This is a genomic window from Chryseobacterium mulctrae (genome assembly GCF_006175945.1).
GTDB classification, from domain to species: domain Bacteria; phylum Bacteroidota; class Bacteroidia; order Flavobacteriales; family Weeksellaceae; genus Chryseobacterium; species Chryseobacterium mulctrae.
In genome coordinates, this window is sequence record NZ_VAJL01000001.1 from 1,064,030 (window position 1) to 1,081,553 (window position 17,524).

Below are 17,524 nucleotides of genomic sequence, written 5' to 3' on the forward strand. Positions count from 1 at the left end.
TTTTTATATTAAATATTAGAAAATTTAATCCTGGATATATTCTGCATCCCACTCATTACCGTCATCACCTTTGTGACCATCAAGTTTGATCACAAAACTTTTTGTTGGGAAATAAGGAGTCAGTCTGATATCTAGCCAAACTCTGTCTTTATTCACTTTATCCTGCTCGAAACGGACAATTTTGAACTTTTCGATTAATTTATCAGCTCCTTTGATACCGTCTAAGAAACTTACAATCTGCTTTCTCAAATCGTCTTCGTTTTTTGCATTCCAGTTTTCGAAGGCTCTTCTGTTTAAGAAATCCAGTAAAACTTTAGTTACATAATCGAATACACGAACTACAGAATACGTCTGAAGACCAATATTATCTCCTGTAAACAATGTTTTTGCAGAGAATGCCATGATTTTTCCGTACTCGTTGACCATAGGAACCAATCCCATTTTTTCTAACTGAGAAATTTCACTTTTCTTCAATTCAAATTTTACAGCGTCTACTTCGTTGATATTACCGTGTTTTTTACCGGCAGCAACTTGTGACATTAATGTTTTGTGAATTTTTCCAGCCAATGAAGTTGAAGGTGGAAGTTCCACGTTTTCTTCTTCACCCACTTCTTCTGCTCTACCACGACCAACTAACCAGTTACACGTCATAATCACATTACTTCTGTGCAATTCGCCACCTGTAAGATTCGCAGAGTGGAATAAATCTACCACATCATCCGGCTTATCAAGGTTGGCAAAATCGGTAACCATCATTACTTTGTTTTCGTTACAGATTTTCGCCCATTTTTCAATTACTTTATTAGATCCTAAATATCCCGGAATTGCCAAAATAGAATAGTTATCTCTTAAATCTAAACGATCGTAATAGTTTTTAAACTCATCAGAAATAGCATCAATAAATAACGGGTTATCTAAATCTGAAACCTGCTCTAGCGTTGCATTTACAATGCTTACATTATCTACTTTGTCTAATTCTGTATTTTTATAAAACTGAGCAACCGTTCTGTATGAAGTCTCCAGCTGACGAACAGCATCGAGAGAATTTTTAAGATTTAATTTTAAATTCTGATCTGCTGCTTGTGCTTTATTTTTGCAGATATCTGCCATTTTTTCAGCAGAATCGTTGCTGTTTAAAATCTCTACCCACAGATTGATTTTCTGTAAAAGTTCTTTTCTTTCCTCGTTTTTATTACCATCATTCAGGAAAATTTCTTTTCTTGCTTTTCTGGTTGGGTTCATATTGGCAATTCCGTCTACGACAGATTCTATAAAGCCAAAACCTCCGATTTTATTTAATTCTTCAAGCGGATTTCCTTTCGGTCTTCCAGCCTGCTGCTGTTGATTATGCTGTTGGCCTTCTGCAGCCTGTAATTTACTATCCATAATATTTGTGTAGGTACTTTAAATTATTTTTCAAGTTCTTGTGCGACATCTTTCAATGCTTCAATAAAAGCAGCTCTGGTCTGCTCATTTTCCAACATATTGCGAAGAATCTTATTGGTTTTCAGCTGACGTACGATTTTATTGTACTGCTCCTGCTCCATGCTGAGCTGCTGAAGATAATCTGATTTCTGAACAAGATTTTTGGGAGTAAAGTCTGCAAGATTCTGAAAACGGAATTCTTCTTCTACCACGCTTCCTTCCTCTGTTTCGTGCTGTACAGCGACAGAAGGCTGAAAGTGTCTGAAAACATCATCTACGGTTTTTAATCCTGTAACAATTTCGGGAACATAAGATTCGTCGGTTGTAAGCTGGCTTACGATAAGAGATTTGTTCTCCTGAATTTCCTGAATAGCTTCATTAGCGTCGACCTTGACTTCGTTTCCGCCAACACCATAATTAAACATTGCCATATTATTATTATTTTGAGATTGTTGATTTTGGTTTTGGATTAGCAAACTTTTGACCAATCCATTGTTTAAATTTATAAAAAAACTGTAACATACAAAATTTTGTGAAGATTTTTATTAAAATAAATCAAATTACCGATGATAATTAAATGATTATTAATATGTTTTGGTGTCACTAATCTAGGAAAAATAAATAAAAAAACGCACCAAAATGATGCGTTTTAACAGTATATTATTGTTGTAAAATTACCAGATTTTAATTCTCTCAGCCGGAGCTTTATATAATTTATCCCCTGGTTTAATATCGAATGCTTTCATGAAAGAATCCTGATTTACCAACGGTCCGAAAGCTCTGAAATATCCCGGTGAATGCGGATCTGTTTTCACCTGATTCATCATATACTGATCGGTAGATTTTGTTCTCCAAACTGTAGCCCAGCTCATAAAAAATCTCTGATCCTGATTAAATCCGCTAATCAAACCAACATTTCCTTTATCTTTTAAATACATTTGAAGTGCATCATACGCAACCGCTACTCCACCTAAATCACCAATATTTTCACCGCTTGTAAATTTTCCGTTTACAAAACTTCCTTTTACCGGTTCGTAAGCGTTGTATTGAGCCGCTAATTGTCCCACTTTAGCATCGAAATTCTTACGATCCTGATCTGTCCACCAGTTATTTAAGTTTCCGTCGCCATCGAATCTTGAACCACTGTCATCGAAACCATGAGAAATTTCGTGACCGATAACCGCTCCGATTCCCCCAAAATTCACTGCAGCATCAGCTTTTGGATTGTAAAAAGGAGGCTGTAGAATCGCAGCAGGGAAAACAATTTCGTTATTTGAACCGCTGTAATATGCATTTACGGTTTGCGGAGACATTCCCCATTCAGTTTTATCAACAGGTTTTCCTACTTTTTCTAAGCTTTTTTGGTATTGCCAAGCCGAAACATTCTGTAAGTTTGAATATAAAGTTGCTCCTTGAGCCGGAGATTCTACTTTTAATTTAGAATAATCTTTCCACTGATCCGGATAAGCGATTTTTACTGTGAATTTAGACAGCTTTTCCTGAGCTTTTACTTTGGTTTCCGGCGACATCCAATCCATATCATTGATATGCTTTTTGAATGATTTTAAAATGTAATCGATGTACATTTCCATCTGCTGTTTAGATTCCGGAGTAAAATATTTGTCAACATACAGTTTACCAAAAGCTTCACCCAAAACTCCGTTTACAAGCGCCAAACCTCTTTTGTCCATCGCTCTCTGCTCTTTTTGTCCCTGAAGATATTTAGAGTAAAAATCGAAACGGATGTTATCTAAATTATCTCCCAAATTACTTGCGTTGCCATTGATGACATGATATTTCAGGTAATCTTTCAACAACGGAAGGTTTTTCTGATTGATAAACTGATCCATATTCTGGTAATATTTCAGTTCACCCACGATTACTTTATCTGTATTTACTCCTGCATCTTTCAGATATTGAGCAAGATTTACATTTTTCACTAAGCCAGAAAGCTCAGTAACATTTTTAGGATTGTATCTTAAATTGGCGTCTCTATTTTGCTCTAAAGTCAATAAATAATTAGCCAGTTGTTTTTCAAAATCAACTACATTTTTTGCAGCAGCATCAGAGTTTTTATATCCTAAAACAACAAACAATTTAGCTACATAATTTTGATATTCAGCTAAAGTTTTTGTGTTGGCTTCGTTTACTTTTTGGTAATAATCTCTTCCTAAACCAAGATCCGGACCGCCAAGATAAACTGCATTCATCTTAGAGTTTTTCATATCTGCGCTTACTCTCCAACCATAGAAAGAATTGTCACCCAATTTGGTTGCCTCTAAAAGATATTTCTGAAGATCATTTACATTTTTAATCGCATCAATTTTAGCTAAATCAGATTTGATGGGGGCAATTCCTGCAGTATTTCTTTTTTCAACATCCATAAAAGACGCATACAGATTCTGGATTTTTTGTCCTTCCGAACCTTCTGCATATTTTTCGGTTAAAATTTTATTTAAAATTCCTAAAGAAGCATCATCTACATTTTCTCTCAATGCATTGAAAGATCCCCAACTTGCTTTATCAGAAGGAATCTGAGTTTCTTTCACCCAGTTTCCGTTTACATAGCTGAAGAAATCATCCTGCGGACGAACCGTTTTATCCATATAAGATAAATTAATTCCATTTTCAGGATAAATGGTGAGTGAAGAATTCTCAACAACAATATTTGTGGGAGCTTTTTCTTCGGTCGCAGTGGTATTTTTGGTAGTTCCACAAGAGTTTAAGAATACAATACCGGAAAACGCAAGTACTGCAATATTTAGCTTTTTCATTAAAATAATTTTGATGTGTAAAACAGTTTGATCAAATATAAGCATTTATGTTAAATCTTACTCAGAACAATTAATCAACAAAAAGAGATAAATGAGTACATTTACAAGTAATTAAAAATTAATAAAAACATTTGCATTGAAAAAATTAGTTTTATTAGTAATCACATTCACAGTACAATCTATTTATTCACAATCTTCTCAAAACTCTGTAATTGATAATGATGAAAAAGAATACCTGAGAAAATTTGTTTATCCTTTACAATCTTATGAACCGGAAGTTGGCTTTAAAGAAGATTCTTTAGTTTTTAATAAATTTTTTTCGAATGCCAAAATTGTTGGTTTAGGAGAGGCATCACATGGATCAAGTGAAATTTTTAAGGTAAAAGATAAATTAACCCGATATATTTTACAGAAAAATAATGGCGGAGTTTTTTCAATAGAAACATCCATGCCGAATTCTATTTTACTCAATGAATATATTATCAATGGTAATAAAACAGGTAAAGAATATCTGATGAATATTAAATCGTGGATTTATCAGACCGATGAAATTCTAAGCATGGTAGAATGGATGAAAAAATACAATGATAAACATGCTCAAAAAATACGGTTTACAGGATTTGACAACACCACTTATACAGGTTCGGTTGTTCAGCTTAAAATGTTGATGAGTAAATATAAAATTCCGGATAATGATTTAATTGCTTTATTTAAAAACCTCAACGACTTCAGCAAGCTTGAAGGAAATCAGCTTTCAGAAAAGAAAAATATAAAAAGTGAAGCTTTAATAGAACTGAATAAGATAAAAGCACTTTCTTCAAATATATCGGATGAAGAAGATAAGTCTTGGTTTCTGCAGCATATTATTCTTTTAGAACAACACCTTAACAATACTTATTGGAAAAGAAATCGATATATGGCAGACAATATTTTGTGGCTTACCAATAAGTATCCCGAATCTGCTTTTGTTTTGTGGGCACATAATTCACATCTAAAGAAAACCGATGAAGAAACAGGAAAATTTCTAAAAGAGAAATTAATGGATGACTATGTGAATTGCGGAACATTTTTCTACGAAGGTTTTCATTCTGTGGTTGATATGAATGATAATGATATTAAACCTACTTATTTAGAGAAAAATTCTAAAAATTCATTAGAAGAACTATTAAACTCTTTTGAAGTGCCAGTCTTTATTTTAGATTTAAAAAACATAAAAAAAGAAAATAACAAGCTTGCAAAGAAGCTTTTAAACAAAATTGATTACCGTACAGTAGGATCTGCAATACATAAAAAAGACTTCAAATCAGGAAATGTTTCGGAAGATTTTGATTATATTATTTTCATCAAAAAATCCACAGCATCTAAGTTGTTAGTCAAATAAAAAAACCGCTCATTTCTGAGCGGTTTTGAATATTTTAAATACTGATTACCAGATTTTAATTCTGTCTTCTGGTTTTTTGTAAAGTTTATCACCAGGTTTCACATCAAATGCTTTGTAGAAAGCATCAACATTTGTTAACGGACCGAAACTTCTGAAATATCCAGGAGAGTGCGGATCTGTTTTTACTTGGTTTACCATATATTTTTCACTTGATAAAGTTCTCCAAACGGTTGCCCAGCTTAAGAAGAATCTTTGATCTTGAGTATAACCGCTGATTGATCCAGGGTTTCCTTTATCTTTTAAATACATTTGCAATGCATCGTAAGCAATGTTTACACCTCCTAAATCTGCAATGTTTTCACCGTTTGTAAATGTACCGTTTACGAAAGTTCCTTTTACAGGCTCGTATTTGTCATATTGAGAAGCTAAAGCTTTAGTTGCTTTTTCGAAGTTTGCTTTGTCTTCCGGAGTCCACCAGTCAACTAAATTACCTTCTGCGTCAAACTGTGCTCCTGAATCATCAAATCCGTGGCTCATTTCGTGACCAATAACCGCACCGATTCCACCAAAATTAACTGCAGCATCCGCTTGAGGATTGAAGAAAGGTGGCTGAAGAATCGCAGCTGGGAAAACGATTTCGTTATATACCGGGTTGTAATATGCATTTACAGTTTGTGGAGTCATTCCCCATTCTGTTTTATCAACAGGTTTTCCGATTTTTGCTAAATCTTTATTGTACTGCCATTCAGAAATATTCTGAAGGTTTGCATATAGATTTCCACCTTTAGATTCAGGAACGATATTCAATTTAGAATAATCTTTCCATGTATCAGGATAAGCAACTTTCACTGTAAATTTATTCAATTTAGTCATTGCTTTTTCCTTAGTTGTAGCAGACATCCACGTTAAACCATTGATGTGAACTGCAAAACTTTTCTTTAAGTAATCGATCAACTCAACCATCTGAGCTTTTGCTTCAGCCGGGAAGTATTTTTCAACATATAATTTACCGAAAGCTTCACCCAAAGAACCGTTGATTAGCTCATAACCTCTTTTGTTTAAAGCTCTCTGCTCTTGCTGACCTCTTAAATATTTACCATAGAAAGCAAATTTTGCATCTCCTAATTTTTCACTTAAATAAGAAGCACTTCCGCTGATCATGTGGAATTTCAAATAATCTTTGATTACAGGAAGCGTTTTAGCATTCACCAATTGATCAAAGTTTTTATAATATCCTAATTCACCGATGATCACTCTGTCTGTATTTACTCCAACTTTTTTAAGATAAGCAGGAATATCTACATTTTTAACCAAAGCTTTCAGTTCAGCCATTGTTTTAGGGTTATACTGAAGCGTATTATCACGGCTTTGCTCATTCGTTAACAAATGTTTTGCAATGCTTTTTTCGTAGTCTACAATTCCTTTTGCAGCTGCATCAGCGTTTTTGTAACCTAATTCTTTCAGCATAGAAGCTACATACTTCTGATATTCTGCAAGAGCTTCTGTGTTTTTAGCATCTACTTTTTGATAGTAATCTCTACCCATTCCTAATGAAGCATCACCAAGGTAAACTGCATTCATATTAGAATCTTTAAGATCTGAATAAACACCCCATCCGTAGAAGTTATTTTCTCCGTCTTTGGTAACTGAAATTAAATAATTCTGAAGATCAGCAAGATTCTTGATCGCATCAATTTTGTCGATATTTTCCTGAATAGGCTTGATTCCGTCTGCATTTCTCTTATCCATATTCATGTACGTTGCGTACAAATCCTGGATTTTTTTACCTTCACTTCCTTCTGCAAATTTATCTTTAAGAAGAGAGTTTAAGATCGTCATTGAATTATTGTCGGTATCATCTGCCAGTTTGTTGAAACTTCCCCAAGTTGGTTTATCAGAAGGGATTTTAGCAGTTTTCATCCAAGTTCCGCTCACGTAATTGTAAAAATCATCTTGCGGGCGAACAGATTTATCCATCAAACTGATGTCTAAACCTTTATCAGTAGTAATTGTTTTGGTAGATTTAGTCTGAGCGTTCAATGTATTTTGTGAACAAACTCCAGCTAATAAAAACAAAGAAAGTGTTAATTTTTTCATTGTAATAATAATTTACACAATATGTATATTTAATTTAAATTTTGTTACGGTAAAGTTAATTTATTTTGTGAATTGGATTTTATTGAGCAATTAAAATCCCCACCAAATCCTGAATAATTTTCTGAGAAACAAAATAAATAAAATCTTGTCTGTCTAAATGAGGCATATACAATTTAAAAGTTTTAGATTCATTTTTCACTTTTATCGTGTAATAAACCAATCCGATCTCTTTTCCATCTTCACCTTTTCCGGGACCTGCAACACCCGTTGTAGAAAGAGAAATATCAGTTTTAAATAAATTTTGGCAACCTTCTGCCATTTCCCGTGCAACTTCCTCGCTTACAACCGTAAATCGTTCAATAATCCCTTCTGAAACATGAAGAATATCTATTTTTTTCTGCGTTGCATAAGGTACTATACCTCCGATAAAATATTTTGAGCTTCCCGGATTTGACGTGATCAAAAGAGCCAATTCTCCGCCTGTACAACTTTCAGCAGTCGAAATGGTTAATTTTTTTTCGCTTAAAATTTCACCTAAAATTTTCTCTATTTTATCTTCGGAAGTTGCAATGATATTTTCTCCGATAATCGGAAATAATTTTTGAATTTCATTTTCCAACTGAACTTGCAACAGATTTTCATCAGTTCCTGTAGCAGTTAATCTCAGTTTCACTCTTGTTCCGACAGGAAGATAAGATAAAGCAAGATTTTCCGGTAAAGCAAGTTCCCATTCTTCAATCTGGTCTGCTAAAATACTTTCGGGAATTCCGACTACAGAAACGATTCTTGTAGAAATATAATTAAGATTAAATTTTTCTTTTAAATAAGGAATAATCTGGTCTTTTATCAACGGTTTTACTTCGTACGGAACACCGGGTAAACTGAAAGAAAGTTTTCCGTTTTGTTGCATCATCATACAAGGCGCTGTTCCGAAATGATTTTGAAAAACTGTAGATTTTGTAGGCACAAAAGCCTGTTCACGATTTCTTTCTAAAATTTCTATGCGACCACGTCTTTCCATATATGCTTTAAGATGTTCGAAAGTAGCTTCATCCAAAGCAATTTCATCATCAAAAAATTCGGCCAAAGCTTTTTTGGTTTTATCATCTCTTGTTGGACCCAAACCTCCTGTAGTAATCACTAAATTTCCCATTTCAAAAGCCGACTTTAATGTACTTTTTATGGTTTCTATTTCGTCTGAAATGGTAATGATCTGAGAAACTTTGATGCCTATGTTTTTAAGTTCGGTAGCAATAAAATTTGAATTGGTATCAACTGTATTTCCTGAAAGAATTTCGTCACCAATGGTAATAAGAACTGCGTTTTGCATGCGTTTAATTTTGAATAAATTCCATACAAATGACGTGAAAATCTCTGTAGTGAACAAAAGAAAATGATTTTTTATATCTTTGGTTTAAACTGTCTGAAACTATAATAAAGATTATGACTAAATATGATGATGCTTCGTGGCATTATGGAGGAGATTTTCCGGAAGGAATTCCCGAAAAAAACAGCGCTACCCATACCGGAATGTTCTTGAATTGGTGTATTAACAATGATTTGGTTTCGGAAGAATTTAAAGAATATGCTGGAGAAGAAATCGAAAAATTAAAAAGAAGAGAAATCACCGGAGCGGATTTTGTCATCGAATCTATGGACGGAAAATTTTCTGAATATGATTTGAATGATTTAGGAAATAGTTTTGCCAAAGATTATTATGCTGACGAAACCGATTTCGCCGATAAATTCAGTTCATTTGCTACAGATTACATCAATATTTTTGACACTGTAGCCGAAGAAAATGATTTTGAATATGAAACTTTTTATCATATTGAAGATACCTACGAAAATTATGATCTGATGAAGCAGATCATCGATCATCGTTTTCAGGAATGGAAAGAGTATAAAAGCTTAGATTAAATAATTCAGTTTGTCATTCTGAACGCAATGAAATGAGGAATCTTTTTTTATTGTAGAGATTCTTCCTTCGTCAGAATGGCAAACTGAATGTTAAATTATTTTTAGATTGCTTCGTCGTTTCGCTTCTCGCAATGACTAGTTGTGTTTTACCCAAATTAGATTATCAGTATTATAGCCTAGTTTCTGGGCTTTTGCTAAGAATCTTTCTTTGATACTGTTTGGAATTTCTTTATTTCGGGATAAGATCCAGATGTATTTTGTGCTGTTTCCTACGACGAGAGCATTTTGATAATCATCATCAATATCAATCACATTGTAACCCGCCCAAATCGGTTTAAAAAAGGAAACCTTCAGTCTCGCTTCAGATTGATCGTTTACGAATTTTGCCTCTCCGATGGATTCTTTCCATTCTTTTTTTACATAATCGTAACCTCTGTTTTGTACTTTGATTGTTCCGTCAGGATTGAGTGAATAATTGGCGGTCACATTATCCATATTTTTCTCGAATTTATAGTCGAAACGGGCAATTTCGTACCATCTTCCAAGGTATTTTTCTGAATTAAAATTTTTGATGGCTGTTGCGCCTTTTGGAATCCCGACCGAACAGGAATTGAATATTAAAAATCCGATAATACCTAAAGAAACGGGAATGGCTATTTTGTGTAAGGTTTTCATGTTGAAATATTTTATTGATGTAAAAATTCAAAAATGATGCCTTTCAATGTAATTTCAGTATCGAATTGCTGCAGCCCGACTTGAACGGAGCTCTTTTTGTGAAACAAAAAAGCGGGAGTGGAAGGCGGAAAAGCTGCCCTAAAAATAAAAATAGCTCAAATTACTGCTCAAAAATCATGAAAAAACTTTCAAAAACTGGTCTTTGAAACTTCCTGAAACTTCAATTTCTGAATTGTCTGATAAAGTTGCCGTGCCACTTTTATGATATGATCTTACAAAATGAGTATTGATGATATGTGAGCGATGAACTCGAACGAAAGGGTTTTCTAACAAATCGTCAAAATGCTTTAAAAACCTGCAAACCATCTTCTTTGAACCGTCTGTAAGATAAACCTGCGTAAAATTTCCATCTGCCTGAAGTCTTACAATATCTTCCGTTTTTACGACATCAAAACCTTGTAATGTGGGGAGGATCAGTTGTTGTTTTTCTGGTTTTAATTTTAAATTTTCCAGGAGGATTTTGTTTCGGTTTAATTCGTCTTTCTTTTCAATACTTTCTGCGACTTTATTCACTGCCAAAATCAATTCCTGAATATCGATAGGTTTTAAAATATAATAACTCGCAGATTTGTTTAAAGCCTGCAGAGAATATTGCGAAAAAGCCGTGATAAAAATGGTTTCGTAAGAGAATTCTTTGGTGGCTTCCAAAACATCAAAAGCATTTCCGAAAGGCATTTCGACATCCAAAAAAACCAACTGTGGCTGATGTTCCGCAATCAAAGGAACGGCTTCTTTGATATTTTCGGCTTCTCCCAAAATCTCAATTTGCGGACAGTATTTTGTGAGATAATTACTCAGAACTTCTCTTGCGATTTTTTCGTCGTCAACGATTACTGATTTTATTTTCATCTTTCTAGATTAAAATTAAGTTGAGGTTAACTGTTTATTAATTTGAATGAAATTTCAACAAAAACACCTGGCTCTTCTTTTTTATCGGTGATTTTGCACTGAATGTTTTGTTTATACAAATCATTCAATAAAGCAATTCTTTCCAAAGTATTTTTCATACCGCGACCTTTTCTGCTTTTTTGATGTTCGGTTTTTTGTTTTTTACTTTCTTCAATTCCGATGCCGTTATCCTCAATGAAAACATTAAGTGAATCGTTATTTTTTTCAAATTTTAAACTTAAAAATCCCTTATCTGTTCTGTATCTTAGGCCGTGCCAAACTGCATTTTCTAAAAATGGCTGTATCAACATTCCCGGAACTTTTAGGCTTTGGGTATTTAAGCTTTCATCAACTTCAATTTCGTAATCGAATTTATCGGAAAAACGTGTTTTTTCTAAAGCCAGATAATTCTGGAGCAAATCTAATTCCTGCTGAAACGGTATGAAATCTTCACTTGAATTTTCCATTACACCACGCATTAATTTTGAAAATTTGGTTAAATATTGATTGGCTTCCAGTTCATTATTGGTCGCAATAAAATGATTGACAGAATTTAAACTGTTGAAAATAAAATGCGGATTCATCTCACGACGCAACGATTGTAACGCAATTTTTTTGTTTTTAATCTGAACTTTTTTCAAGGTTCTGAAAATGAAAATTATTAAACCTGTCAGTAAAACCAATACACCAATTAAACTGTAATTAAAAATGTTTTTCTTGCGAATCAGCTCATCTTTCAGTTTTTTTTCCTGCTCAAGTTGTGAAATTCTTTGCTCAGTATCTTCAAGAATTTTATTATCAACTAAACTTCTGTCTTTGGAAACCAAATCAGGTAATTTTCCGAGAAAATCACGGTAAAGCTGTACCGAAGCATTGGTGTTTTCAGAAATATTATAAAGACTGTCGAGTTTTTTTACACTTTTCTGCGCTTCAAGAGTGTGACCTTTCTGCAAAGCAATATCATAAGCATTTTTCAGTAAAACAATTGCTTCCTTTGGATCATTTTTTTTGATGTAAATTTCTGCGAGTTCCTGAATTTGCTCTACTTTTTTCTGAGAATTTTCTTTAACGAAATTCTCTTTTAAAACAGATTTTTTAGCTTCTATCGCTTTATCAAAATCTTTATTGTCGACATAAAAATTGGTCAATTTTTGATTGATTGCCAAAGCTTGTTGCGGCGCCTGTTCTTTCGAAATTTGGTAAGCTGTATTCAGGTTTTCTTCGGCTTTCGGAATATTTTTATTTTCAATATTTACATCCGCCATTTGGCTATAACTTGCGGCAAGATCTTGTTTATTGTTTTCTTTTTCACTAATCTGAATATTATTCTGAATAGCTTCAGCTTTATTTTCTGACGCCGGAGAAGAAAGTCTTGAAGCGTCATTCGCATTCAAACTTCTTTTTGATTTAGAATATCCAATTTTTGAAGCCTTTTGGTAATTGCTTTGCGCAGATTTTAGCTTATTCTGATTTTCCTGAGACTGAGCCAGTTTTCGGATTACTTTTTCAAGATTTTGCTTGTCATTCAGCTTTTCGTAGAGGTTTTTAGATTTTAGAAAATATTCTTCACTTTTAGAAAAATTTCTATCATTAAAAAATGTTTCGCCAATATTGTAATAAGAGTCGGCTTCTGCAGATTCGTTTTTGGTATCAACGGCTTTTTTCAGTTTTTCGCTTTCAGCTTCAACTTCTTTCGATACATTATTAGTGCTTTGAGAATACAGGACATTCCCAAAAATCATAAATAAAAAGAGTATAAAAAACCGAAACATTTTCATAAAACAAAGATATACATATATATAGTTTACCAAAAACTATTCACCAAGTGAAAATTGGTATTCACCAAGTTGACTTTAAATTACTGTGAAAAGACCAATAAGTTTGTGATATAATTTAAACTTAATTCTCATGAAAAATTTATCCTATTTAGTTCATTTTGCTTTGGTATTTTCAAGTTGCCAGATTTTTTCTCAAACCAAATTAATATCCTACAAAAGCCACAGTGGAGATATGAAATATTTTGAAAAAAGTATTGTGGAAGACAGTTACAATACCAATTACTCTAATCTTGGAATGGCTCCTCAAAGGTATGTAACCAATTCAAAATTAGACAGCGTCATTATTATTGATGATAAAAAAAGCGTTATTGTTACCTCAAACTACTGTAAAATCAGAGGAAATGCAGATCCTCAAAAATGGAAACCGGGAAGAGATACCGTTTACAATCATCCCGTTTTTTCCAAAGAAAATATAGAAGCTGTAAAAAAAGAATTAAAAAGAGATTACAACTTTCAAAATGATATTGACAGCACCGTTTTTCTAAAATATGACAAGAAAACTAAAGAATACAAACCAATTACGTCTAAAAAAGTTATAAAAACGGCTGAGATAAAATCTTTCAAGTCAAAAGAGGAAATCATGTATTTGCTTGTATTAAGTATCGCTGTGTTTGCGTCTGTTTTTATTTATAGAAAAAATCGTTAAGAGTATTTCTGTGAAATTTAAATCAATATTTTTTAGACAGGCTACTGTTTTTTGCGGTGTTTTTTTTCTGCAGTTTATTCTATTTTTTCCGTTGAGTTTTTTTAATGATTTCCAGTTAAAAATTACGGATTTTATTTTTGGAGATTTTACAGGTTTTATTTTAGAATTTTTCTTCAATAAAAAGAATAGCAGAATAGATTATAGCTCAGATAGTTATTCGATGTTGGTTTTAATCATCATTTTACTTCTTACGTCGATAATATTTTGTTTTCTGATCAAGGAAAAATGGAGTAAACATTTTCTATTAATAACAGAATATGTTTGTGTAATTTACATTTCTGTTGTATTGATAAAATACGGTGTTGATAAAATTTTTAAAGCTCAATTTCCCACACCTGAACCGAATATTCTGTTCACAAGATTCGGAAATCTAGACAAAGATATTTTATTCTGGAGTACGATTGGGACTTCTAAAATTTATAATAACATTACTGGTTCAGTTGAACTTCTTGCAGGAATTTTATTGTTATTCCAGCGTACCCGATTTTTGGGATTATTATTGGTAATCATTAGTTTCGCTCAGATATTGATCATCAATATCAGTTTTGATATTTCTGTAAAATTATTTTCACTGATTTTACTTTTAATGACCTTATTTTTGGTCAGAAAAAGCGGATGGGAACTTATTTTGAAAATCATTAGTCTACCGAAAAAAACTTTTTTTGACCAAACTTTATTTCTTCCGTATAAAACCTTTTTTAAGATTCTTATTTTAGGAACTGTATTTATAAAAATCGGAATACCATATTTCAATAATGATTTCGATGCAGAAAATAAAGATAATTCATTCAATTTAACGGGATCTTATCAAGTAATTTCTTCCGAAAGCCCTTACCAATATTTATTCTTTCATAAAGACCAATACCTGATTTTAATGGAAGGGTCTTCAGAAAAGATGGTTTCTTTTCATTATGATATTTCTCTTGATCATCAAATTATCCCTGAAGATAATCAACATCATATTTCCAAACATTTATTAATGAAAAATAAGAAAGACAGCACCATTATTTTTTCTTTTGATCATCAAATGATTCATGCTAAACCTATTCAATACAAAAAAATGAATGTATTGCAGGATAGATTTCATTTTTTGGTTGATTGACCTTTCTTTCACCAAGTGAAAACTTCAGTTCACCAAGTCTTCAAAATTTCAGTTTCAAATCGTGGTAATTTTACTTTAGAAATTTAAAACAAGAAATTTTAAAATAATAAATACATACATTATGAAACTGAAACACCTTTTATTAGTAGGAATCTTTGCAGCAGGAAGTTTGGTGAATGCGCAGGAAATCAAAAAAAACGCAATTGAAGTAACCGGAGTTGCCGAAATGGAAGTAGAACCGGATGAGATCATCTTTAGCATCGGTATAAAAGCCGACAACAAAAATCAATTGGCAAACAGCGAAAAACTTTTATTTGAAACACTGAAAAACAACGGTGTAAAAAATGAAGACATTAAATTTAAATCGATGTATCAGAATTTATATTCGAAAACAACGAAGTTTACCAAAAGCTTTCAGTTTAAAGTTAATGCAAAAACCAATGTGAGTAAGCTTTTCGAAGATTTAAACCAAAAATGGGTAAGCAATCTGAATATTGCTGAAATCAAAAACACAAAGATTGCAGATTTCAGAAAAACGGTTAAAATCAATGCGTTGAAAGCGGCGAAAGAGAAAGCTGATTATCTTTTGGGAAGCATCAACAAAAAGACAGGAGATGCAATTGAAATCATTGAAATTGAAGATTACATGAGCGATTCTATTATGCCCGTTGCTTACAGAAGTAAAATGGCAAATGTACAGTTGGAAGCAGCCGACCAAAGTATGGATTATTCGTTCGACAACATCGAAAATATCAAGCTGAAATACAGCATCAAAACAAAATACGAAATTCTTTAGTTTTTTAAGAGGCAGTCAGAAATGGCTGTCTTTTTTTCGCTTAAAAACTTCCACCAAGTGAAAACCTCGGTTCACCAAGTCTTCCGATTTTGGGTTTCTAATCAAAGTAATATTACTGTAGAACTTTAAAATAATAAACTATGCGACACTCTATTTTAATACTCATTTTGATGGTTTCGTTTTTTAAATCTCAGGAAATTAAAAAAGAAATCGACGTAAAACAGGCGACTGTATTTTTGCAGGGCGCGAAAGTTTTTGGAAGCACAAACGTTACTCTTCAAAAAGGAAGAAACACCGTGAAAATCATTAACCTTCCGAATGATCTGGATGAAAATACTTACAAAATCAATCTTGAAAAAAACACTACCCTTTTATCAATCACTCCGCAAAGCAATTATCTTAAAAACGATGAACTGACCGATGGCGAAAAAAAACTGGATGATGAAAGAAAAAAAATTCAGAGACAGGTCAATTTATTGAATATTCAAATTAAAAATCTGACGGGCGAACAAAATATCATTAATGATAATCTTAAAGTTTCAACCAACGATAAATCAACTCCCCAAGAACAGTTGATAAAACTGACTGAATTTTACAGAAAAAGAATGCTGGAAATCGATAATCAGGTTTTTCTTCTGACTGAACAAAAAACTACGCTTGATGAAAGCATTGCTAAAATCAACAAACAATTTTCTGAAGAACAGACTCATAAAACACAAAACAGAAAAGAATTAATTCTTGAAATTCTTGCCGACAATGAAATGAATCTGAATCTTGGAGTAAGTTATATCGTTTCAAATGCAGGCTGGGTTCCATCTTATGATTTGAGAGCTTTGTCTACGAAGAAACCTTTAGAAATTGTCTATAAAGGAAAAATTTATCAGAAAACCGGACAAGACTGGAACAATGTGAAACTTTTCGTGTCCACTTACAGACCTTCTTACAACCAAAACAGACCAATTTTATCGCCATTGTACGTCGCAGAATATACGGCTTACAATAATGAGGATGCAAAAGTAGGTTATATGCAAAAAGCGAAAGCAGAAATGTCGAATTCTTATCAGATGAGAGCAGAAACTGCTGCACCAAGTCAGATTCCTGTTGCGACAGTTTCGGATAATCAGATGAACATTCTGTATGAATTGAATTACAATCAAACCATCGTAAGTCAGGAAAAAGAGCAATATGTGATTTTAGATAAGAAAAATGTAGAAGCTAATTTCAAGTATCATACGGTTCCGAAACTAAACAATCAGGTTTTCTTAATGGCTTTTGTAAAAAACTGGCAAAATTTAAATCTTATTTCAGGTGAAGCGAATATTTATTTTGAAGATAACTATATCGGAAAAACCAATATTACAAGCAATTATGTGAAAGATGAATTCCCTATTTCTCTTGGTGTAGATGAAAGAATTGTGGCAAAACGTATCAAAATTGAAGATAAAACAGCTCAAAAATCTTTCAATTCTAATAAATGGGAAACAGAATCTTACGAAATATCCATTAGAAATAATACGAAAGAAAGTATCGAGCTGGAGGTTTTAGACCAGATTCCATTAAGTGAAAATCAGAAAATCACAGTGAAAACTTTAAACATCGGCGACGGAGATTTTGATATTAAAGCAGGAAGCATTCTTTGGAACAGAAAGATCAACAGCGGAGCTTCAGAAAAAATCAATTTCTCTTATGAAGTAAAATATCCGAAGGAAATGCAGATTCAGTATTACAGTAGGTAATTTCGAGTTTCGAGATACGGAATTCGAGTTATAACTTGGCTGATTCGTGTTGTGAATCTCAAATCTCAAACCTCGAATCTTGAATCTCGCAACCCGTAACTCATACCTCGTAACAAAATAAAAAAT

14 protein-coding genes are annotated in these 17,524 nt (G+C 32.9%); 6 read left to right on the forward strand and 8 right to left on the reverse strand.

The window, feature by feature from the left end; translation table 11 throughout:
* Window positions 1–24: 24 nt before the first annotated feature.
* The 3 genes from FDY99_RS04640 to FDY99_RS04650 form a co-directional block, all read right to left on the reverse strand.
* On the reverse strand, window positions 25–1,386 hold the full coding sequence (locus tag FDY99_RS04640; protein ID WP_139419550.1) for a DUF5458 family protein: 1,362 nt from the start codon (window positions 1,384–1,386) through the stop codon (window positions 25–27).
* A 23-nt stretch (window positions 1,387–1,409) separates the two neighbouring features.
* Window positions 1,410–1,856, reverse strand: coding sequence for a type VI secretion system contractile sheath small subunit (locus FDY99_RS04645; RefSeq protein WP_074230261.1), 447 nt, complete (start codon window positions 1,854–1,856; stop codon window positions 1,410–1,412).
* A gap of 243 nt (window positions 1,857–2,099) precedes the next feature.
* A complete protein-coding gene (locus tag FDY99_RS04650) occupies window positions 2,100–4,199 on the reverse strand; it encodes a M13 family metallopeptidase (RefSeq protein ID WP_139419552.1) in 2,100 nt (699 codons plus the stop codon).
* Window positions 4,200–4,335: 136 nt separating this feature from the next.
* Between FDY99_RS04650 and FDY99_RS04655 the strand changes: the two genes are divergently transcribed.
* Window positions 4,336–5,580 carry an erythromycin esterase family protein gene (locus FDY99_RS04655; protein ID WP_139419554.1) on the forward strand — a complete coding sequence of 415 codons (1,245 nt, stop codon included), beginning with the start codon at window positions 4,336–4,338 and terminating at the stop codon, window positions 5,578–5,580.
* Between the two features lie 45 nt (window positions 5,581–5,625).
* Here the strand turns inward: FDY99_RS04655 and FDY99_RS04660 are convergent, their stop codons facing one another.
* Together FDY99_RS04660 and FDY99_RS04665 are read right to left on the reverse strand one after the other, a co-directional pair.
* A complete protein-coding gene (locus FDY99_RS04660; RefSeq protein WP_139419556.1) occupies window positions 5,626–7,677 on the reverse strand; it encodes a M13 family metallopeptidase in 2,052 nt (683 codons plus the stop codon).
* 79 nt (window positions 7,678–7,756) lie between these two features.
* Entirely contained in the window at window positions 7,757–9,007 is a 1,251-nt protein-coding gene (locus FDY99_RS04665) for a CinA family nicotinamide mononucleotide deamidase-related protein (protein WP_139419558.1), read from the reverse strand.
* 113 nt (window positions 9,008–9,120) lie between these two features.
* Between FDY99_RS04665 and FDY99_RS04670 the strand changes: the two genes are divergently transcribed.
* Window positions 9,121–9,597 carry a DUF7832 domain-containing protein gene (locus FDY99_RS04670; protein ID WP_139419560.1) on the forward strand — a complete coding sequence of 159 codons (477 nt, stop codon included), beginning with the start codon at window positions 9,121–9,123 and terminating at the stop codon, window positions 9,595–9,597.
* A gap of 135 nt (window positions 9,598–9,732) precedes the next feature.
* Here the strand turns inward: FDY99_RS04670 and FDY99_RS04675 are convergent, their stop codons facing one another.
* From FDY99_RS04675 to FDY99_RS04685, 3 genes are all read right to left on the reverse strand, one after another.
* Window positions 9,733–10,272 (reverse strand): lipocalin family protein, encoded by a 540-nt coding sequence (locus tag FDY99_RS04675; protein WP_139419562.1) that lies wholly within the window; start codon window positions 10,270–10,272, stop codon window positions 9,733–9,735.
* 174 nt (window positions 10,273–10,446) lie between these two features.
* A complete protein-coding gene (locus FDY99_RS04680; RefSeq protein ID WP_139419564.1) occupies window positions 10,447–11,181 on the reverse strand; it encodes a LytR/AlgR family response regulator transcription factor in 735 nt (244 codons plus the stop codon).
* A gap of 26 nt (window positions 11,182–11,207) precedes the next feature.
* A complete protein-coding gene (locus tag FDY99_RS04685) occupies window positions 11,208–12,962 on the reverse strand; it encodes a tetratricopeptide repeat-containing sensor histidine kinase (RefSeq protein WP_228448738.1) in 1,755 nt (584 codons plus the stop codon).
* Window positions 12,963–13,128: 166 nt separating this feature from the next.
* On the opposite strand from FDY99_RS04685, the gene FDY99_RS04690 reads away from it, so the two are divergent.
* The 4 genes from FDY99_RS04690 to FDY99_RS04705 all read left to right on the forward strand — a co-directional run bounded on the left by FDY99_RS04690 (window position 13,129) and on the right by FDY99_RS04705 (window position 17,398).
* On the forward strand, window positions 13,129–13,704 hold the full coding sequence (locus tag FDY99_RS04690; RefSeq protein ID WP_139419567.1) for a hypothetical protein: 576 nt from the start codon (window positions 13,129–13,131) through the stop codon (window positions 13,702–13,704).
* A gap of 91 nt (window positions 13,705–13,795) precedes the next feature.
* On the forward strand, window positions 13,796–14,866 hold the full coding sequence (locus FDY99_RS04695) for a hypothetical protein (protein WP_139419569.1): 1,071 nt from the start codon (window positions 13,796–13,798) through the stop codon (window positions 14,864–14,866).
* Between the two features lie 121 nt (window positions 14,867–14,987).
* Window positions 14,988–15,662: an SIMPL domain-containing protein gene (locus FDY99_RS04700; RefSeq protein ID WP_139419571.1), complete on the forward strand. Its 675-nt coding sequence runs from the start codon at window positions 14,988–14,990 to the stop codon at window positions 15,660–15,662.
* Between the two features lie 140 nt (window positions 15,663–15,802).
* Window positions 15,803–17,398, forward strand: a complete 1,596-nt coding sequence (locus FDY99_RS04705; RefSeq protein WP_139419572.1) for a DUF4139 domain-containing protein — start codon at window positions 15,803–15,805, stop codon at window positions 17,396–17,398.
* Window positions 17,399–17,524 lie beyond the last annotated feature (126 nt).